This is a genomic window from Natronococcus occultus SP4, assembly GCF_000328685.1.
In the GTDB taxonomy this organism is placed as follows: Archaea; Halobacteriota; Halobacteria; order Halobacteriales; family Natrialbaceae; genus Natronococcus; species Natronococcus occultus.
Genome location: NC_019974.1, coordinates 1,929,083 through 1,945,540 on the forward strand (window position 1 = coordinate 1,929,083; position 16,458 = coordinate 1,945,540).

At 65.4% G+C, this 16,458-nt stretch carries 20 protein-coding genes; 5 read left to right on the forward strand and 15 right to left on the reverse strand.

What is annotated here, in order from left to right; translation table 11 throughout:
• Positions 1 to 20 precede the first annotated feature (20 nt).
• Positions 21 to 704, forward strand: a complete 684-nt coding sequence (locus NATOC_RS09570) for a hypothetical protein (RefSeq protein WP_157224610.1) — start codon at positions 21 to 23, stop codon at positions 702 to 704.
• 409 nt (positions 705 to 1,113) lie between these two features.
• Here NATOC_RS09570 and NATOC_RS09575 read toward each other — a convergent pair whose 3' ends face one another.
• Positions 1,114 to 1,356 carry a hypothetical protein gene (locus NATOC_RS09575; protein WP_015321233.1) on the reverse strand — a complete coding sequence of 81 codons (243 nt, stop codon included), beginning with the start codon at positions 1,354 to 1,356 and terminating at the stop codon, positions 1,114 to 1,116.
• Between the two features lie 203 nt (positions 1,357 to 1,559).
• Here NATOC_RS09575 and NATOC_RS09580 point away from each other — a divergent pair, with 203 nt between their 5' ends.
• Together NATOC_RS09580 and NATOC_RS09585 are read left to right on the forward strand one after the other, a co-directional pair.
• Positions 1,560 to 2,225 (forward strand): glycosyltransferase, encoded by a 666-nt coding sequence (locus NATOC_RS09580; protein ID WP_015321234.1) that lies wholly within the window; start codon positions 1,560 to 1,562, stop codon positions 2,223 to 2,225.
• A 53-nt stretch (positions 2,226 to 2,278) separates the two neighbouring features.
• The gene (locus NATOC_RS09585; RefSeq protein ID WP_015321235.1) at positions 2,279 to 2,665 is read left to right on the forward strand and encodes a pyridoxamine 5'-phosphate oxidase family protein; all 387 of its coding nucleotides are present in this window, start codon (positions 2,279 to 2,281) and stop codon (positions 2,663 to 2,665) included.
• Between the two features lie 29 nt (positions 2,666 to 2,694).
• Here the strand turns inward: NATOC_RS09585 and NATOC_RS09590 are convergent, their stop codons facing one another.
• The 7 genes from NATOC_RS09590 to NATOC_RS09620 form a co-directional block, all read right to left on the reverse strand.
• Complete coding sequence (locus NATOC_RS09590; RefSeq protein ID WP_015321236.1) at positions 2,695 to 3,738, reverse strand: deoxyhypusine synthase; 1,044 nt, start codon at positions 3,736 to 3,738, stop codon at positions 2,695 to 2,697.
• A gap of 98 nt (positions 3,739 to 3,836) precedes the next feature.
• Positions 3,837 to 4,688, reverse strand: a complete 852-nt coding sequence (locus tag NATOC_RS09595) for a hypothetical protein (protein ID WP_015321237.1) — start codon at positions 4,686 to 4,688, stop codon at positions 3,837 to 3,839.
• A 287-nt stretch (positions 4,689 to 4,975) separates the two neighbouring features.
• Positions 4,976 to 5,749, reverse strand: coding sequence for a Nif3-like dinuclear metal center hexameric protein (locus NATOC_RS09600; RefSeq protein ID WP_015321238.1), 774 nt, complete (start codon positions 5,747 to 5,749; stop codon positions 4,976 to 4,978).
• A 49-nt stretch (positions 5,750 to 5,798) separates the two neighbouring features.
• On the reverse strand, positions 5,799 to 6,290 hold the full coding sequence (locus tag NATOC_RS09605) for a universal stress protein (RefSeq protein ID WP_015321239.1): 492 nt from the start codon (positions 6,288 to 6,290) through the stop codon (positions 5,799 to 5,801).
• A 124-nt stretch (positions 6,291 to 6,414) separates the two neighbouring features.
• Positions 6,415 to 8,889 (reverse strand): cbb3-type cytochrome c oxidase subunit I, encoded by a 2,475-nt coding sequence (locus NATOC_RS09610; RefSeq protein WP_015321240.1) that lies wholly within the window; start codon positions 8,887 to 8,889, stop codon positions 6,415 to 6,417.
• Positions 8,890 to 9,134: 245 nt separating this feature from the next.
• Positions 9,135 to 9,785, reverse strand: coding sequence for a class I SAM-dependent methyltransferase (locus tag NATOC_RS09615; RefSeq protein ID WP_015321241.1), 651 nt, complete (start codon positions 9,783 to 9,785; stop codon positions 9,135 to 9,137).
• Between the two features lie 115 nt (positions 9,786 to 9,900).
• The gene (locus NATOC_RS09620; RefSeq protein ID WP_015321242.1) at positions 9,901 to 10,095 is read right to left on the reverse strand and encodes a cold-shock protein; all 195 of its coding nucleotides are present in this window, start codon (positions 10,093 to 10,095) and stop codon (positions 9,901 to 9,903) included.
• 109 nt (positions 10,096 to 10,204) lie between these two features.
• Here NATOC_RS09620 and NATOC_RS09625 point away from each other — a divergent pair, with 109 nt between their 5' ends.
• A complete protein-coding gene (locus NATOC_RS09625) occupies positions 10,205 to 11,110 on the forward strand; it encodes an acetamidase/formamidase family protein (protein WP_015321243.1) in 906 nt (301 codons plus the stop codon).
• Here the strand turns inward: NATOC_RS09625 and NATOC_RS09630 are convergent.
• The 3 genes from NATOC_RS09630 to NATOC_RS09640 form a co-directional block, all read right to left on the reverse strand.
• Positions 11,107 to 11,445 (reverse strand): DUF7344 domain-containing protein, encoded by a 339-nt coding sequence (locus tag NATOC_RS09630; protein WP_015321244.1) that lies wholly within the window; start codon positions 11,443 to 11,445, stop codon positions 11,107 to 11,109. The genes NATOC_RS09625 and NATOC_RS09630 overlap by 4 nt on opposite strands.
• A 72-nt stretch (positions 11,446 to 11,517) precedes the next feature.
• Positions 11,518 to 12,369 carry an agmatinase gene (gene speB / locus NATOC_RS09635; RefSeq protein WP_015321245.1) on the reverse strand — a complete coding sequence of 284 codons (852 nt, stop codon included), beginning with the start codon at positions 12,367 to 12,369 and terminating at the stop codon, positions 11,518 to 11,520.
• Positions 12,369 to 12,743 (reverse strand): translation initiation factor IF-5A, encoded by a 375-nt coding sequence (locus tag NATOC_RS09640; RefSeq protein ID WP_015321246.1) that lies wholly within the window; start codon positions 12,741 to 12,743, stop codon positions 12,369 to 12,371. Before NATOC_RS09640 ends, speB begins: the two co-directional genes overlap by 1 nt.
• A gap of 142 nt (positions 12,744 to 12,885) precedes the next feature.
• Between NATOC_RS09640 and NATOC_RS09645 the strand changes: the two genes are divergently transcribed.
• The gene (locus NATOC_RS09645) at positions 12,886 to 13,431 is read left to right on the forward strand and encodes a hypothetical protein (RefSeq protein WP_015321247.1); all 546 of its coding nucleotides are present in this window, start codon (positions 12,886 to 12,888) and stop codon (positions 13,429 to 13,431) included.
• 32 nt (positions 13,432 to 13,463) lie between these two features.
• Here NATOC_RS09645 and NATOC_RS09650 read toward each other — a convergent pair whose 3' ends face one another.
• The 4 genes from NATOC_RS09650 to NATOC_RS09665 form a co-directional block, all read right to left on the reverse strand.
• On the reverse strand, positions 13,464 to 14,543 hold the full coding sequence (locus tag NATOC_RS09650) for an aminotransferase class I/II-fold pyridoxal phosphate-dependent enzyme (RefSeq protein ID WP_015321248.1): 1,080 nt from the start codon (positions 14,541 to 14,543) through the stop codon (positions 13,464 to 13,466).
• Between the two features lie 85 nt (positions 14,544 to 14,628).
• The gene (locus NATOC_RS09655; RefSeq protein ID WP_015321249.1) at positions 14,629 to 14,832 is read right to left on the reverse strand and encodes a helix-turn-helix transcriptional regulator; all 204 of its coding nucleotides are present in this window, start codon (positions 14,830 to 14,832) and stop codon (positions 14,629 to 14,631) included.
• A gap of 6 nt (positions 14,833 to 14,838) precedes the next feature.
• Positions 14,839 to 15,258 carry a hypothetical protein gene (locus tag NATOC_RS09660; protein ID WP_015321250.1) on the reverse strand — a complete coding sequence of 140 codons (420 nt, stop codon included), beginning with the start codon at positions 15,256 to 15,258 and terminating at the stop codon, positions 14,839 to 14,841.
• A 136-nt stretch (positions 15,259 to 15,394) separates the two neighbouring features.
• Positions 15,395 to 16,450 carry an enolase-like domain-containing protein gene (locus tag NATOC_RS09665; protein WP_015321251.1) on the reverse strand — a complete coding sequence of 352 codons (1,056 nt, stop codon included), beginning with the start codon at positions 16,448 to 16,450 and terminating at the stop codon, positions 15,395 to 15,397.
• Positions 16,451 to 16,458: the final 8 nt, after the last annotated feature.

Below are 16,458 nucleotides of genomic sequence, written 5' to 3' on the forward strand. Positions count from 1 at the left end.
CCCGTTCGTGTCTGGATTCTTTGCTTGGCTCTCAGATAATAGCGGTTCTGGAGCTTCTCTTCGTTTACGTTGCGTTAGTAGCTGTCATTTGTGGAATATCGTTTGTTGTGAGTCCTGTTTCAAGTGTAGAGGAACTGGATTATGAGCTGAGAGAGTTCGTCCACTACTACAAAGAGACGAGCTGGTGGTGGCTAACTACCTTTTTCACCTCTGTCATCGCGCTCACCGTGGGTGCTGGCCACGGTCTGTTTGTCAGTTTGATCTTCCTCAGCGTCTTCACCGGGCCTGCGATCCTCTACTACCACCGAAAATACCCGTTCTCTCTCAAATGCGGCTACCGGGCGAGAACATCATCTGGACGGACAGCGATCAATGAAGAGCAGGAGAACATCGCTACTCCGGATGATGGGCTGTATGTGCTGGAATTTCCGATTACTACTGGGTCGAATATCGAGGAGTTCACCATCGATCTCACGATACCAGATGGTGTCAAGGTCAGGAATCATTCTGGAATTCGGGGTGTTGGACTATCAGAGAACAAAACAGCTATTGAAGGGAAAGCACCACCAGGTCGAGATTCGTTCGTATTCGAGATCATACTCTCGGAAACAGCCGGTGTACAACAAGGCGCAAATCTGTTGATTCTCTCTGATGCAGAGAGTGGTCGAGAGTTAACCACTATCCGGCTGTTACCGCAGCAGTAAATCTATCAGACCGCTTGATTGGGGCTATTCGGTAGTATTTTTGTGCTGGCCGCGTGAGTGATTAGCACATAGGAACGGTCATTAATCAGATCATGATTTACGAGTGTGACTGCCGGCGAAAGACGGTGTCCTCGGGTGACCGAGGCCACTAACTGATATCAGCTATAGCAGAAAAATGCTACAATCACATAAATATCGACCCAAGTGGGATGAATATTTTCCACTTGTACAGTTATTTCTCAACCTACCATCAAAATTTATCTGGAAGTGGTTGAAATGAGGCCTCGGCACTCATAGGGCTCGTCACTACCGGGTGCCGAGTCCGGCTCGGAGCGAGTGGGTCGTCATCGGCCGTGCGAGGCTACGCTCGAGAGCCAAAAGACGGTTTGGATCTCCGCTAATACCGTGTTCACTCGGCGCTCGACCCGTCCGCCGCGAAGGCGGTGTTCCACTCGTCGATGAGATTCTGCAGGCGATCGTTCTGCGTCCTCGAGAACGTCGCCGGGGCGCGTTCGCTCGCCGTCGGTCGCGAGGACGTCGCGGCCTCGGCCTCAGTTGTCGCCGTCTCGGCTGTCGCGTGCGAGGACGGCGTCTCGGTCGTCAGCTGGTCGGAAGTCGGTTCGGGCTGGGCGTAGTGTGGGTGGGTGCTCATTGTCGGTCGTGAGGGACGGTCGTCGAAAGGCGGTACTGTCGTCGGAGAATCAGGCGAGCGTGCGTACGGGTACGACCGACATCTGTACGCCACCCTTCCAGCCGAACCATAATAAATGTTCATGACTAACCGAATATCGCCGCGGCCGTCGGCACCTGCACGCCGACCGGTTATATTTACGCACGGTGGACTCGAGAATACGAATGGGCGCCCCACCGGACGTGAGCTTCGTCGTCCCCGCGAGAAACGAGGCCGACTACCTCCCCGACTGTCTCGAGAGCATCGCGGCCCTCGAGACCGACTACGAGTACGAGACGATCGTCGTCGACGGCGCCTCGACCGACGCCACCGCCGATATCGCCCGGACACGCGGCGCGACCGTCCTCGAGGGAACCGGCTCGAGCATCGCCGCCGGGCGAAATCGCGGCGGACGGGACGCGACGGGCGAGTGGCTGGCATTCATCGACGCCGACACCCGCGTTCGCCCGAACTACCTGACCGAGCTGCTCGGGTTCGCCGAGCGCGAGGACGTCGCGGCCGCCAGCTCGGCCTGTCGGATGACCGGACCCCTGCGAGCGAAGCTGATGGAGGGGACGATCAACCACGTCTTCCCGCGGCTCGAACGGCCGATCCTGCCCGGATTCAACTTCTTCGTCCACGGGGAGGCCTTCCTCGAAACCGGGGGGTTCCCCGAGGTCCCCAACGAGGACACCGCCTTTAGCCGTCGACTCGGCCGACGGCTCCCGACGGACTACCACGACGCGGTGCTCGTCGAGAGCTCCGGCCGACGGATCGCCGACAGCGGGCTGGCGGGGACGCTGTTTCACTACGCCACCCTCGACGTGGGTCGGCTCCGGGCGTCGGTCTGAGTCCGGCAGCCGCGCGGCGGTCGCTTTTGCGGATCCACGTCCAACGTCGAGCCGTGACGACGGTTCCACCCGAAGCCGAACGACTGCTCGAGAACGAGCCGGTGATGGCCCACTTCGCCACCTCCGTCGACGGGCGCCCCCACGTCGCGCCCGTCTGGTTTCGCTACGAGGACGATCTCGTCGAGATCGTCACGACGGGACGGAAACTCGAGAACGTCAGGGAGAACCCGAAGGTGGCGCTGTCGATCCAGAACGACGACGACGGCGACACGCAGTGGATGGTGACGCTGCTTGGCACCGCGAGCGTGATCGAGGACGAGGCCGAGACCGAGGCGGCCAGACGCCGGATCAACGAGAAGTACGGCGCGCCCACCGACGCCTACGAGGAGAACCGGCTCGTTCGAGTCGACGTCGGAACGGCGAGCTATCGGACGTACTGACCCTCAGACTGCCGGGATCGACGCGCCCGCTACTCCAGACGTTCCCGGGTGGCAGCCACCACGAGCGGCAGCGTGATCGTCGCGTCGGCGTACACCGAGACGTTCTCGGCGTCCGTCTCGAGTTTGCCCCACGAGCGGGCCTCCTCGAGGGTCGCCCCCGAGAGCCCACCGGTCTGTTGGGGATCCATCGTCAGCTGGACCGCGTAGTCGTAGGCCCCGGGCGCGACCAGCATCGTCTGGAGCGTGAAGTTCTTCGGTACGCCGCCGCCGACGACGAAGGCGCCGGCCTCTTCGGCCTCGAACGCGAGGTCGGTCAGCGCGGTCATGTCCGCGAGGGCGTCCAGCGAGAACGACGAGGTCTGGGAGTACATCCAGGCCTGCAGTCCCAGCACGGAGTCCTGGACCGCCGGACAGTAGATCGGCACGTCGTGCTCGGAGGCCGCGGCGGCGATCCCCGGACCCTCCTCGATGTCCTCTCGTTCGTTGATCTCGGCGTTGGCCCGTCCCAGTTCGCGGGTCAGGCGTTCGATCGAGACGGGACCCGACTCCTCGGCTTCGGCCTCGAGGACGGGGAAGACCTCCTCGCGGAGGTGCGACTCGAACGTCGCGAAGTACTCCTGAGGGAGATAGACGTTGTAGATTCGGTCGACCCCCTCGTCGCGCAGCGTTTCGTCGTGTTCGCGCTCCGTTTTCCCCTCGGCCTCCACGCAGCCGTGGTGGTGCTTGCCGCCGATCGCCTCGATCGAGTCGTGGGTGAGGTTCGCTCCGGTCGTGATCAGCGCGTCGATGTACCCGTCCCGGATCAGGTCAGCGACGATCCGGCGCATTCCAGTCGGCACCATCGGACCCGCCAGGCCGAAGAAGACGGTCACGTCGTCGTCGAACATCGCCTCGGTGACGTCGACGGCCTCGTGGAGGTTCGCCGCGCCGACGCCCGCGTTACCGTACTCGTCGGCGAGTTCGCCGACGGTCATCCCCGCGCGAGCCTCGGCATGGCCGATGGGATCGTGTTCGAACGTCTCTCGCTCGGGCTCGTGGCCCGCGTCCTCGGCGCTGTCGTGGTCGTCGGTCATGTTCTCGAGTCGGCGGGCCAGCGCTTTCAACGCCGCGGTCTCGCGGACCGAGTCAACTCCGGACCGCGCCCGTCACTGCCGACGGTGCGGCGACACCCTTACTGCCGCTCGTCGAGAACCGTTGTCGGCGATTCGAGGACGCCGTCGTCGCCGGGCTCGATCGGACGCGGACACGCCACGTCGGAAGCGCTGGTGCGCTCGACGAGCAGCTCCCCGTCCCGGAACAGCTGGACGGCGACCGGGCCGTCGGGAGCGTCGACGGCGAAACAGGTCGTCGCCTCAGCCGGCACCGTCAGCGACGTGAGTTCGTCGGGGTCGGGCTCGACGTCCTCGTCGGCCGTCGGCTCCGGCTCGTCGTCCTCGTCCCCGACGAGTACCTCGCCGAAGAACGCCTCCTGGCAGGCGGCGAACTCGGGGTTCGAGGCCGTGAGATCGCCGGCGCCGGGGACGACGGGACCGTCCCGGAACGCCTGGACGGTGCCGGCGATCGCGTCGTCCGGGATCCCCTCGATCTCGCGGACGTCGAACGTCCGAACGCCGTCGACGGCGCCGACCGGTTCGATGACGTTGCCGATCTCGCCGTTCGAGAGAAACGTCGCCTCGATGATTACGTCCTCGAACTCGCCGACGACCCGTACCGTCTGACAGTCGACAAACTCGATGCGTTCCTCCGGCGGAGCGACGGCTCGCCACTCGAGGACGGTCTCCTGGGGGCCGTCGTTGGTGACACAGAAGACGGCCGTCCCGTCGTCGACACAGGCGGGGACGAGCCGAACGTCGACGGCGCCGGCATCGGGCTCCGGACACGCCGACCCCGTCTCGCCACCGTCGGGTATCGGTTCGTCCGTCCTCGTGTTGGCGGCGACCGAACTCGACGCGCCGCCGATCACCGCCGCGGTAACGGTAACCCGTCGCAACCACTCTCGTCGTGAGGGGATCTCTCGTGTCATAGGTTGTCTCCCCGGGAACGACCCCGAGAACGGACGCGGGTTCTCCTGCGACGACCATTGTTATCGGGAGGCTGCAGCGCGGTTCACGGGGGCCAACAGCCGCTCGGAACGGTTCCCTGTCGTCATAGCTGCCGAAGAACCGACAGACAGGCGGTCACGGCCGGAAACGACCTACACGACCCGACCGAACGCTCGCGGTCGCGCCTGTCGACGGGCTCCGGTCCCGTACGGGGCCGTTACGCGTGCCCGGGACGGTGTACGCAGCCCCATCCCTCGTCAACGACGGTCTACAGCCCGGTCGGCGCCTCGAGGAACGTCGTCTCGAGCCCCCACCCTTCGGCGAGTTCTTGGAGCGCACGGACACCGAACGTCTCCGTGGCGTAGTGGCCCGCCAGCACGACGTGGATCCCCGCCTCCCTGGCCTCGTGGTAGACCTGCTGTTTCCCCTCGCCCGTGACGAGGACGTCCGCGCCGAGCTCGACGGCCTCGTCGAGCCAGTCGACGCCGCTGCCCGTGACGATCGCGACGTCCTCGATCTCGTCGGGGCCGAACTCGAGGAGCCGAACGGGCTGCCCGTCGGTCACCAGCTCCGACTCGAGGCGGTCGACGAGCTCGTCGGGCGCCGTCGGCTCCGGAACGGTACCGCACTGACCGATGTGTTCGGGACCCAGCTCGCCGAACGGCGCCCGGTCCTCCAGCTCGAGGACGTCGCCGACGCCGGCGGCGTTGCCCAGCTCCTGGTGGCCGTCCAGCGGGAGGTGGGAGACGTACAGCGCGATGTCGTGCTCGAACAGCGGTTCGAGGCGATCGTAGGTCCGCCCGGTGACCCGGTCGAACCCGCCCCAGGAGAGCCCGTGGTGGACGACGACGGCGTCCGCGTCGGCCACGGCTGCGTCCTCGAAGGGTTCGACGGCGCCGTCGACGGCGAACGCGACCCGCTCGACGGTCCCTTCGTCGGGACCGACCTGGAGGCCGTTCGCGCTGGCGTCGATGTCGGCGTAGTCGTCGGTGCGAAGCCGCTCGTCGAGTCGATCGGCGAACGTCGAGAGATCGAGGGACATAGCCGATCGGTAGGACGCCGAGGGCTTGTAACCTTGCGATCGCGCTCGGTCAGGCGGGTTCGCGCTCGGGTTCGGCCCGATCGACGGCGTCGTCGGTCGCGTCGACGACCAGGACGGGGACGTCCGTATCGCGAGCGACCGCCTCGGTGACGCTCCCGAACAGCGCGCGCCTGACCCCGCCCCGCCCCTGCGAGGTCATCACGATGAGATCGACGCCCTGCTCCGCGGCGAACTCGGTAATCACCGTTCGGGGGTTCCCGGCCTCGATCACCGGGTCGACGTCGACGTCGCCCGGGGTGTACTCCCGAACCCCGTCGACCGCCGCCGCAGCCCGCTCATGGAGCTCGGTCATCTCCGCGAACTGACCGGCATTGATCCGATCGACCTGTTCTGGACCGAGCGCGTGGCTGATAGCCTCGGTGTCGACGACGTAGATCGGGTGTAGCGTCGCGTCGAAGCGCTCGGCCAACTCGACGGCGTACGGCGCCGCCCGCTCCGCCCGCTCGCTGCCGTCCGTCGGGAGGAGGATTCGTTCGAACATACGTTCGGAACTACGAGAGACGATACCAAACAACTATGGTAAGTGTTGGAACACGTACACCGATGAAGAAACGACGGTCGGGCGAGCACGATCGGACCGGGGCGAGAGCCCGCTTCGGGGCCCATCAGAGCAGGTAGAACAGCGGGAAGAGGATGACCCAGACGATGTCGACGAAGTGCCAGTAGAGACCGAAGAACTCCACCGGTCGGTGGTCCTCGAGGTAGGCGTCGATCGACCAGATCCGATAGATCATGAAGCCGGCGATCAGCAGGCCGAAGATCACGTGTAACGCGTGCATCCCGGTTGTCACGTAGTAGATCGAGTACTCGATTCCGTACCACCAGTACTCGCCGTCGGCGAACTTGACGCTGTACTCGTAGCCCTTCACGCCCATGAACGTGAGCCCGAGCGCGAGCGTCGCACCCAGCGCCGCGAGCAGCCCCCGTTTGTTCTCACGTTCGGCCATCACCAGCGCGAGGACGACGGTGAAACTCGAGGTCAGCAGGACGTACGTGTTCAACAGCCCGGGCCAAGAGGCAAACGGAACGGTCGTCCACTCGCCCCACCCGGCGTGGAGGCGCATGAAGATGTACGCGCCGATGATGGCGCCGAAGACGACGACGTCCGAGGCGAGAAATACCCAGACGCCGACCTTCGTGGTGCCGGCACCCTCGACGGGCCAGCGTTCGGCGATAGCCATCTCGGGGACGACGAACTGCTCGCGGCCGAACTCGAACAGGGTGTATCCCAGAATTGCCACGCCGAGAACGACCAGAATCGGATACACGACGCTCTGTTCGGCACCGGTACCGACGAGCGCGTCGGGCGGAACTCCGGTTCCCTCGGCGAACGAGATCGTGTACGGCGTTATGCCGGAGAGTCCGAGGAAGAAGACGAACATCCCGAATCCGATGCCGAGCGGCCAGACGCTGGCGTGGTCGGCGTGGGCCTCCTCCGCGGCCGCCGCGGAGGGAGGTCCCTCGTGGGTGACGCCGCCGTCCGTCTCGGCCGGCGAGTCCTCGACGAACTCGAGGGAACCGCTGGCGTAGCTGGGACGGCCGTCCCAGTTTTCGAGCGGCGGGGGCGAGGGGATCGCCCACTCGGCGGTCCGAGAGAACTCCCAGGGGTTCTCGGGCGCTCGCGGCCCCGCGACGAAGCTGTGAGCCAGCGTTCCGAACAGGATCAGAAACGACGCCCCGAAGACGAACGCGCCGACCGTCGAGAGCTGGTGGTAGATCTCGACGCCTTCGGTGTAGTGGAAGACGCGTCGGGGCGTCTCCCAGGCGATAAACTGCGGGAAATACAGCAGATTGAAGCCGACGAAGTAGACTGCGAAGTTGAGCTTGCCGAGCGTCTCGGAGTACATCCGCCCGGTGAGTTTCGGCCACCAGTAGTAGAGCCCGCCGACCAGCGCCGTTACGCCGGAGGCCATCACGTAGTGGAAGTGGGCGACGACCCAGTAGGTGCCCCGGAACTCGTAGTCCAGTACGACCGCGCCCAGGAACACCCCCGTAATGCCACCCAGAATAAAGAGGACGAGCGCGCCCAGCGCGAAGAGAAACGGCGTCGTCATCCGTACTCGGCCCTTGACCATCGTGTAGATCAGCGCGAAGACGATCAGGTCGAACGGTAACGAGATCCCGATGGTCGTCGCCATCATCAGGGTCTTGATCTCTAAGTTGATGGTCGTCAGAAACATGTGGTGCATCCAGACCAGGAACGACTGCACCGCGATCAGCACCATCGCGATGATGACCCACTTCCGGCCGACGAGTCGCCGCCCGGTGAAGGTCTGGAACGCCTCGAGCATGATCCCCAGCGCAGGGAAGAAGACGATATACACCTCCGGATGGCCGAAAAACCAGAACAGGTGAGCCCACAGCAAGCCCGACCCCTGGTCGGTCGCGAAGTACTGGGTCAGGAAGAGTCGATCCGAGGCCTGTAACAGCAACGCGGCGAGCAGCGCCGCGAACGCGAACAGCATCATCCAGACGGTCAACAGCCACGTCCAGGTGAACATCGGCATGTTCCACAGACCAAGCCCCTCCGCCCGGGAGCGGTGGATCGTCGTAATGAAGTTGACCGAGCCGAGGGTGATCGAGAGGACGAACAGGATCAGGGCGAGTACCACGCCGTTACCACCGGACGTGGCCTCGAGGGCCGGCGTGTACATCGGGACGTTCAGGGGCGCGTACATCGTCCACCCGCCCGAAAACGAGCCGCCCTGGAAGTACGTGATCCCGAACAGGATCCCCGAAAACAGGTAGAACCAGTAGCTCAGGGCGTTCAATCGCGGGAAGGCGAGGTCCTTCGCCCCGATCTGTAAGGGGACGAAGTAGTTCGCGAATCCGGAGGCGATCGGCGAGAGAAACCAGAACACCATCAGCAAGCCGTGAGTCGAGACCGCCTGGTTGAACTGGCTGTCGGTGAGCAGGCCGGTTCCGCCGCTCTCCCAGAGATGCGCCCGGAACAGTAGCGCCATCACGCCGCCCACGACCAGGAAGAACAGGGCGGTCACGATGTAGAGGATCCCGACGTCCTTGTGGTTGGTCGTCACTAACCACCGCTTGACGCTCGTTTTCGGCGGCAGATCGCTCACCGAACCCCACCTCCGAGCCAACCGTGCCGCCTGCCGATCGGCCACGGCCGTCGGAACTCGAACGGAACGTCGCTCGCCGGGCGGCGATGCCGGCGTTTCCGAGAGTGGGAAGCGAGAACCATGGGCAAGGGAACCCTCTCGACTGTCGGGGGAATGAAGATATCCAGTGCGCTTGCAAGGTCGTTTTTAAGCCAGCTGCGGCAATCGATTCCCGCTCGCGGTTCGGTCGCGGCGGAGTGGGATTCTCACTCCGCGGGCGGCCGGAAGGCCCTGAGCGTGTGGTAATCGAGAACAGTCGCGTCGTCCTCGAGTTCGATCCACCCCCGATCGGTAAAGGCCCGACTCCAGTCACGGACGTACAGAGGCATCCCGTCGGCCTCCCGGACCTCGGTCACGGTCGGGGAGCCGGCGACGTCCTCGGATGTGTCGTCCGCCGGTCCGTCGGCGTCGGTCTCGCCGGTGACGAGAAGCGAGGACGCCAGCCGAACCAGCTCGTCGAACACCCACTCGGCGTCGGGGTGGAGATGCTGGAGCGTCTCGACGGAGTAGACGACGTCGAACGCATCCGTCTCGCACCCCCGGACGAACTCCTCGAGGGTTGTGTGGTGGAACGTTCCCGCTGCGGCGAGGTCGGGGTAGGCTCGCTCCATCACTTCGAACGCCTCGGCGTTGATATCGACGCCGTGAAGGTCGTCGTACCCGTGCTCGTGGAGGTGGGCGAGGTGGCGACCGGAGCTACAGCCCAGCTCCAGGACGGTCGCGTCGGGACCGACGACGCGGCCGACGAGTTCACAGAGCAGTTCGCTCGTCTCGTTTGGCCCGTAGTGGGCGTAGTACGCCGGAGAGTAGGCACCCGTTCGGTCCGCCCATCGATCGTGGATCTCGTCGGTGTTCATAGAAAAACGGTAATTCGGCGGCCTCTCGTCGGCGCCGCTTGCTGAACGCGTCGCTGGCCGCCCGTCCTCGAGCGCCCGGTACGTCGTCGCGGATCGAAGTCCTCGAGGACTTCGATCAGAGGCGCGTGAGGTTCTTCGCGCGCGGACCCTTGTCCGCCTGTTCGATCTCGAACTCGACTTCCTGACCCTCCTCGAGGTCGGGACCGCCGACGTCTTCCATGTGGAAGAAGACGTCGTCGTCGCTCTCGTCGGTTTCGATGAAGCCGTAGCCGCCAGTGTCGTTGAAGAAGTCGACCGTTCCGGTTGGCATCGACTATACCTCCGGCGTCCGGCCATATATATCCGAGGGTGACGATCGCCGACACACGCACTGCATCGAGGGACCGTTTTAGGATCCCCCCGTTCGTAGCAGTGAGTGTATGGTACGTGAACAAGTGACGTACGAGGACGGCGTCGTCTACGAGTTTACCCCTGATCTCGAGGCGATCGCGACCGTCGAGCCCGGCACGAAGCTGACGATCGAGACACAGGACAGCCTGAACGGCACGATCCACACGGAGGCCGACGTGATCGAGTCGATTCCCTCGCAGGTCAACGCCGCGACGGGGCCGATCGCGGTCGAGGGTGCCGAGCCGGGCGACGTCCTGCGGGTCGAGATCGAGGAGATCCGACTCACCGAGGAGCAGGGACGAGTGGTCACGATCGGCGGATTCGGCCTGCTCGACGGCGACGGAGGGATCGAGGCGCCCCGAACGCGGTTGCTGTCGGTCGAGGACGACGCGCTCGCGTTCGGCGACCTCGATATCCCCGTCGAACCCGTTATCGGGACGATCGGGGTCGCGACCGAGGCCGACGCCTACACCACGCTGGTTCCCCACGATCACGGCGGCAACCTCGATACGACCGACATGACCGCCGGCTCGGTCGCGTACTTCCCGGTGTTTCAGGAGGGTGGGCTGCTCGCGATGGGCGACTGCAAGGCCGCGATGGCCGACGGGGAGATGTGTGGCACCGGCGCGGAGATCGCCACCGAGATCGACGTCACCCTCGAGGTCGTCTCGGCGCCCGAGCCGGGCCTCGAGCGGCCGCTGGTCGAGACGGCCGACGCCTGGAAGACGATTGCCAGCGCCGAGACCCTCCAGGAGGCCTGCCGGCTGGCCAACCGCGACGCGAGCGAACTGCTCGCGGCCGAGCACGGCTGGGATCTGACCGACGCCTACATGCTCTCGAGTCTGGTCGGCGGGCTCGAGATCAGCCAGGTCGTCGACCCGCTCGTGACCGCCCGCAATGCGGTTCCGAAGGCGTACCTCGAGGAACCGGTTTAACAGATCCAGCGCAGCGACGCCTCGAGCAGCCGACGCGTCTCGCGATCGGCAGTGAGGACGACCTGGTTCGTCGAGGGGTCGTACGCGACCACGCCCCAGTCGGCGAGTCGCGGCAGGTGGTTGTGGGCGAGGGCGATCTCGACCCGACGGCGGCGCGGCGGATCGACCGCTTCGACCGGCTCGCCGCGGTCCCGGGCGGCGATCTCGGCGGCTAGCGATGACAGCGTTACCGGCTCTCCCGGATGCAGACGCTCGAGCAGGTATCGTCGATGTGGATCCGCGAGCAATCGCCAGACGGTCCTCGGAGAACTCTCGGTTACGTCCCGACGCGACATACGTCGGCTTGGACGACGACTCGCACAACGGTAGCCCCTAACTGGTTGGGACCAGCGCCGCGCGAGGGACGGTCAGGCGCGCTCGGAGCGCGTGTAGACGAACTCCCTGACCAGCTTGCCGGCCAGCGACGCCGCCTGGCCGTCGTCGCGGTCGTTGACCTCGACGGCGTCGAACCCGGTTACGGCGGGTGCGATCGCGCGTACGACGTCGCGCATCTCACGGGGCTCGAGCCCGAACGGCTCGGTCGTCCCGGTTCCCGGCGCGTAGCCGGGGTCGGCCGCGTCGATGTCGACGCTACAGTACAGTTCCCGATCGAGCAGCGCCGGTTCCGGCTCCCAGTCGGCGACGTCCTCGGGCGGAACGATCGTCACGTCGGGCTCGCTCGCCCGTTCCCACTCCGCCTCGCTGCCGGTTCTGGCTCCGAGGACGACGACTTCCTCGACGGACGCGACGTCCTCGAGGATCCGTCGGGTGACACAGGCGTGGGAGCGGCGGTTCCCGTCGTACTCGTCGCGAAGGTCGAGGTGTGCGTCGAGGACGACCAGCGCCTCGGGCTCGACCGCCCGGGCGCCAGCGAGCGTGACGGTGTGTTCACCACCGAGTACGAGGGGGATGGCCTCGTCCCAGACGACGTCCCGGACCGTCCCCTCGAGCCATTCGAGATACTCGGAGACGTCGTCCCAGGGTCGAACGTCGCCGTGATCGACGACGCCAAGCTCCGAAAAGTACTGGTCCGTTCGGTGGTCGTAGTCGTCGAACGTCTCGGCAAAGTGGCGGATGCGCCGGGGGCCAAAGCGGGTCCCCGGCTGAAAGGTCGTCGAAGCGTCCAGGGGCGCGCCGACGACCACGAAGTTCGCGTCCGTACGGTCGGGTTGGCCCGTCCCGTCGGTTCGCTCGCGCTCGTCAGTCGCCCCGGGAAACATTATATGATCTTTCGCTGGTCTTCCATCTCGAGGAACTCGATGTTCTCATCGGGGGAGACGTCCTGGTCGTCGGGGACCTTCATCGTGATCGTCTCGTACGTTTCCAGGTCCATGACCTGCATGTCCGAGCCGTCGACGGAGACGACCTGACCCTGCTTGCGCTCGATGATCGGGACCCAGATCTTCGCGTCGACGGGCTGGGAGAGCGACCGCTTCTTGCCGTCGAAGACGCCCTCAGCCTCGATGCGGGCCTTGGCGCTGCCGTGCTTGCCCGGCTTCGCCGTCGAGTAGGAGTTGATCTTACACGCGGCGTCGTCGATGACGACGTAGCTTCCTTCCTGGAGGTCGCGAACTTCTTGCTGCTGTTTCGCCATGTCCCGGCGTAATCAACCGACGGCCATAAACCGTTTGGAATGGCCCCTCGCAGGGTGAAATCCGCTACCACGCCCCGATCCGGGTCTCGTGGGCGATCGAAAACCGAAATCCCCTCGACGCCACCTGCCGAACCCGTAGACGATGCGAACCGTGCTCGCGGCGGTGCTGTTCGTCGTCCTCGTCGGCGTCGGGCTGTCGCTCCACCGCCGCCGATCGCGACGGCGTCGCTCGCCGCTTCTCGAGGACGTCGACGACCAACTCGCCGAGTCGATGGGGCCGGGAACGGGGTCACACCTGGAACGTGCGCCGAGGGTTCGACGGCTCGACGTCCTCGAGGGGCACAACGGCGATCCGGTCTACGCACCGCGGATTCGAATCGTGCTCGGAACGACCGATGCGCCGGGGATGGGGCTCGTCTTCGAGTACGTCGCGAGTGCGCTCGAGGCAGCCCATCCCCGCTTCCGCGAGCGGGACGGGCGCGTCGAGTCCTACGACGTCGAGTTCACGTTCGGCCCCGACGGCCTGCTGGTTGAGGGAGCGTGTCGACGGGTGACGGTTCCGGCGGCGCTGGCCGACGAGCTGCTCGCGAACGATCGCTATCGGGCGTTCGACCTCCGGCGGGACGTCGAACGTGCCGACGGCGACGAGGACTCGGTCGCTGCGCTGTGGGAGCCGTGTCGGTCGTAGCCGAGATGGGATCCGGCCGAGTTCGTCCGCCGCTACTCGAGGACGCGCTCGATCCGTTCCAGTCCGTCCTCGAGTTCCGCGGTCGGGAGCCCGAACCCGATCCGGAACCGATCGGGGTGGCCGAAGAACTCCCCGGGCGCGAGGACGACACCCTCCTCGAGGACGGCCCGACAGAACGCCTTCCCGGTCTCAAAGCCCTCTGGGACGGTGACGAAGCCGTTGACGCCCACGGGGTCGTACCACTCGAGGTCGTGTTTCTCGAGGAACGACTGTACTCGATCGTGGTTCTCGGCGACGAGCGCGCGGTTCTCGGCGAGGATCTCCCGTTCCCGGTCGAGGGCCTGTTTCGCGACGTGCTGGCCGAATACGGAGGGCGAAATGGTGGTGTAATCCTTCCAGTTCCAGGCGGTCTCGAGGACGTCCTCGTCGCCGACGAGCCAGCCAAAGCGCAGTCCCGCGAGCCCGTAGGCCTTCGAGAGGCTCGCGGTCGAGAGACCACGCGGACCGAGGCTCGCGACGGGCGCCAGCGGGTCCTCGGCGAGCAGCCTGTAAACCTCGTCGCAGAGCAGGTAGGCGTCGTTGTCGGCCGCGAGGTCGTACAGCGCCTCGACTTTCCCGAGGGGGTGGTACCGACCCGTGGGGTTGTTCGGGTTGTTCAGCACGACGAGTCGCGTCTCGGGGCGGATCGCGTCGGCGACGGCGTCGACGTCGAGCTCCCAGGTCGGTGGCTCGAGAGGAACCCGGGTGACCTTGCCGACGGCGTCAGGGACGGCGTGGAGCGCCTGGTAGGTTGGAGTGACGACGACGGCGTGAGGACGCCCCGAGGCGGAGTCGGACGGCGAGTCACCGAGCGCCGAGAGGACGGCCAGGAAGTTCGCCTCCTGGGTCCCGCAGGTACACAGGACCTCGCTGGCAGTCCGGTCGTAGCGCTCGGCGATCCGCGCCCGGAGCTCGGGGTCGCCGTTCGTCGGGATCACGTACCCCAGCTCGCCGGGGTCGGTATCGAAGCGATCCGTCGAGAGGCTCCGCACACCGCTTTCCGCGAGCATGATCTCGGCCTCGTGTTCGTACTTGGCGAACCAGCGCTCGAGCCCGAAGGTGTCGATCTGCATGCTCGAGGGTTCGCGGGAGTCGGTAATACGGGTTGGTGGTTCGGTGTTGATCCACTGGACTCGAGAGCCGTGCCCGATTTCGGCGTTACTCGCCGTCGAGATCCGGATCGAAGAGATCGTCGACGCGACAGTCGAAGTACGCTGCCAGCTTGAAGGCCAGTTCCAGTGATGGATCGTACCGTTCGCGCTCGATCGAATTGATCGTCTGACGGGTTACGCCGACAGCTTCGGCAAGTTCACCCTGACTCAGCCCCCGTTCGTTCCGACGTTCCGTGACCTGATTTTCCATAGATCGTTAGTTGCGCCAGAGGACGATTCCGTAGCAGAGTCCGTAGAGGAGTGCGAGGGCCGACAGGACGTAGATCCCGCCCCACATCGTCGACGTGATGGTGAAGTAGCCGCCCGCATCGAGGACGTAGAGTACCGGGACGACGCTGATCGTTCCGATCGCCGCAATCGAGAACATGAGGCCGCTAGCGCGGTTGTGATAGGCTTCGTCGCGTTCGTCGGAGAGGTGGGTCTCGGTAACGCGCGGAAGCCCGAACACGATCCCCATCATGGCCCAGACTGCCACGAGGTAGATGATCGTGCCCGCGAGTTGTGCACCGAAATAGAGGCCCGACCAGAGGCCGAGACAGCCGAATCCGACCAGTATCCACGCGATTCGTTCGTACGTCCGCTTGGTGATGCCGACCGAATTGAGGGTGGTGTTCATGGTGTAAAACACCTTTTACAGTAAAGCGTACTTTACAGCCAGTATTAAAGCTACCGGCTGTTCGGAGATCGGCTATTTCAGCAAATCCAGTAGGAATTCGATGGAGAATAGCGAACCGACCTCCCGCCTCGTCGCCTCAGGACCAGCGAAAGCCCTTGGGATCCGCGGGCGGCTCCAGGGGACTCTCCGGGAGCTCGCCCGTCACCTCGGGATCATTGTACGCCCCCGGCGCGACGTCGTTCGGCGTGTCGGGGTAGAACAGCGACGCTACCGCCTGAAGCTGGCCCCGCCCGACGCCGAGCTCGAACTGGCCGCCGCCGTACAGCGTCATCCCGCGCTCGAGGCAGTAGTCGATCGTCTCGAGCAGCGACTCGAGCGAGCCGAACCGCGAGGGCTTGATGTTCAACCACTCGGGCTCCCACGGCAGGTTCCGGACGTCCTCGAGCCCGTGGATCGGCGCGTCCCAGGAGGTCCGCGAACGGACGTCCTCGTTCTCGAACAGCGCCTCGGTGTCGTCCTCAAGCGCCGGATCCTCGAGAACGGCCTCGGGAAACGCCTCGATCACCAGCTCGTACAGCTCGGGGTCGGCCTCGACGTCGACCTCGGTACCGTGGTACTGGCCCTTCAGATCGAGGACGCGGACGGCGTCGGTCGCCGCCAGCGCCTCGACCAGCGCGGCGTCCCACTCGGGGGTCGGATCGAGCTTGAGTTCGACGTCGGCCACTGCCTCGCGCAGCGCGTCGACCCGATCGGTCGAGGGCTCGTCGCCGAGTCGTGTGCTGGCGATAAACCGTACCGGCTCGTACTCGCGGTCGAATCGCGTTGCCAGATCGGTCCCGGCCTGGCGGAGCGCGAGATCCAGCGCGGCGGCCTCGAGCCCCCAGCGTCGGTAGTTCCGGAAGACCTCGCGGTCGGGCGCGCCGGCGGGAAACAGATCGAGATCGGCGAGCCGAGCCGAGACGTCGTCGATCGTGTACTCGCCCGCGAGGTCGGGCGGGCCGGCCTCGGCGAGCGCGTCGTGTTCCTCGGTCTCGTAGGTGACGTCCTCGCCCCTGCCGACGGCGCCGTCGGGCCCCTCGAGGACGAACTCGGTCGTCACGCGGGTGAACCCGCTCGAGGTCTCGCGCTCGAGGCGGTCCATCGAGACGTCCTCGATCGTCAGCGACAGGTCGGCGAGCTGATCGTAGCGCATACCGAAGC

Excerpts from the sequence above, each read along its gene's own strand:
- NATOC_RS09575 (WP_015321233.1), bottom strand. The coding sequence starts at position 1,356 with ATGAGCACCCACCCACACTACGCCCAGCCCGAACCGACTTCCGACCAG.
- NATOC_RS09580 (WP_015321234.1), top strand. The coding sequence starts at position 1,560 with ATGGGCGCCCCACCGGACGTGAGCTTCGTCGTCCCCGCGAGAAACGAG.
- NATOC_RS09590 (WP_015321236.1), bottom strand. The coding sequence starts at position 3,738 with ATGACCGACGACCACGACAGCGCCGAGGACGCGGGCCACGAGCCCGAG.
- NATOC_RS09595 (WP_015321237.1), bottom strand. The coding sequence starts at position 4,688 with ATGACACGAGAGATCCCCTCACGACGAGAGTGGTTGCGACGGGTTACC.
- NATOC_RS09600 (WP_015321238.1), bottom strand. The coding sequence starts at position 5,749 with ATGTCCCTCGATCTCTCGACGTTCGCCGATCGACTCGACGAGCGGCTT.
- NATOC_RS09605 (WP_015321239.1), bottom strand. The coding sequence starts at position 6,290 with ATGTTCGAACGAATCCTCCTCCCGACGGACGGCAGCGAGCGGGCGGAG.
- NATOC_RS09615 (WP_015321241.1), bottom strand. The coding sequence starts at position 9,785 with ATGAACACCGACGAGATCCACGATCGATGGGCGGACCGAACGGGTGCC.
- NATOC_RS09620 (WP_015321242.1), bottom strand. The coding sequence starts at position 10,095 with ATGCCAACCGGAACGGTCGACTTCTTCAACGACACTGGCGGCTACGGC.
- NATOC_RS09625 (WP_015321243.1), top strand. The coding sequence starts at position 10,205 with ATGGTACGTGAACAAGTGACGTACGAGGACGGCGTCGTCTACGAGTTT.
- NATOC_RS09630 (WP_015321244.1), bottom strand. The coding sequence starts at position 11,445 with ATGTCGCGTCGGGACGTAACCGAGAGTTCTCCGAGGACCGTCTGGCGA.
- speB (WP_015321245.1), bottom strand. The coding sequence starts at position 12,369 with ATGTTTCCCGGGGCGACTGACGAGCGCGAGCGAACCGACGGGACGGGC.
- NATOC_RS09640 (WP_015321246.1), bottom strand. The coding sequence starts at position 12,743 with ATGGCGAAACAGCAGCAAGAAGTTCGCGACCTCCAGGAAGGAAGCTAC.
- NATOC_RS09645 (WP_015321247.1), top strand. The coding sequence starts at position 12,886 with ATGCGAACCGTGCTCGCGGCGGTGCTGTTCGTCGTCCTCGTCGGCGTC.
- NATOC_RS09650 (WP_015321248.1), bottom strand. The coding sequence starts at position 14,543 with ATGCAGATCGACACCTTCGGGCTCGAGCGCTGGTTCGCCAAGTACGAA.
- NATOC_RS09655 (WP_015321249.1), bottom strand. The coding sequence starts at position 14,832 with ATGGAAAATCAGGTCACGGAACGTCGGAACGAACGGGGGCTGAGTCAG.
- NATOC_RS09660 (WP_015321250.1), bottom strand. The coding sequence starts at position 15,258 with ATGAACACCACCCTCAATTCGGTCGGCATCACCAAGCGGACGTACGAA.
- NATOC_RS09665 (WP_015321251.1), bottom strand. The coding sequence starts at position 16,450 with ATGCGCTACGATCAGCTCGCCGACCTGTCGCTGACGATCGAGGACGTC.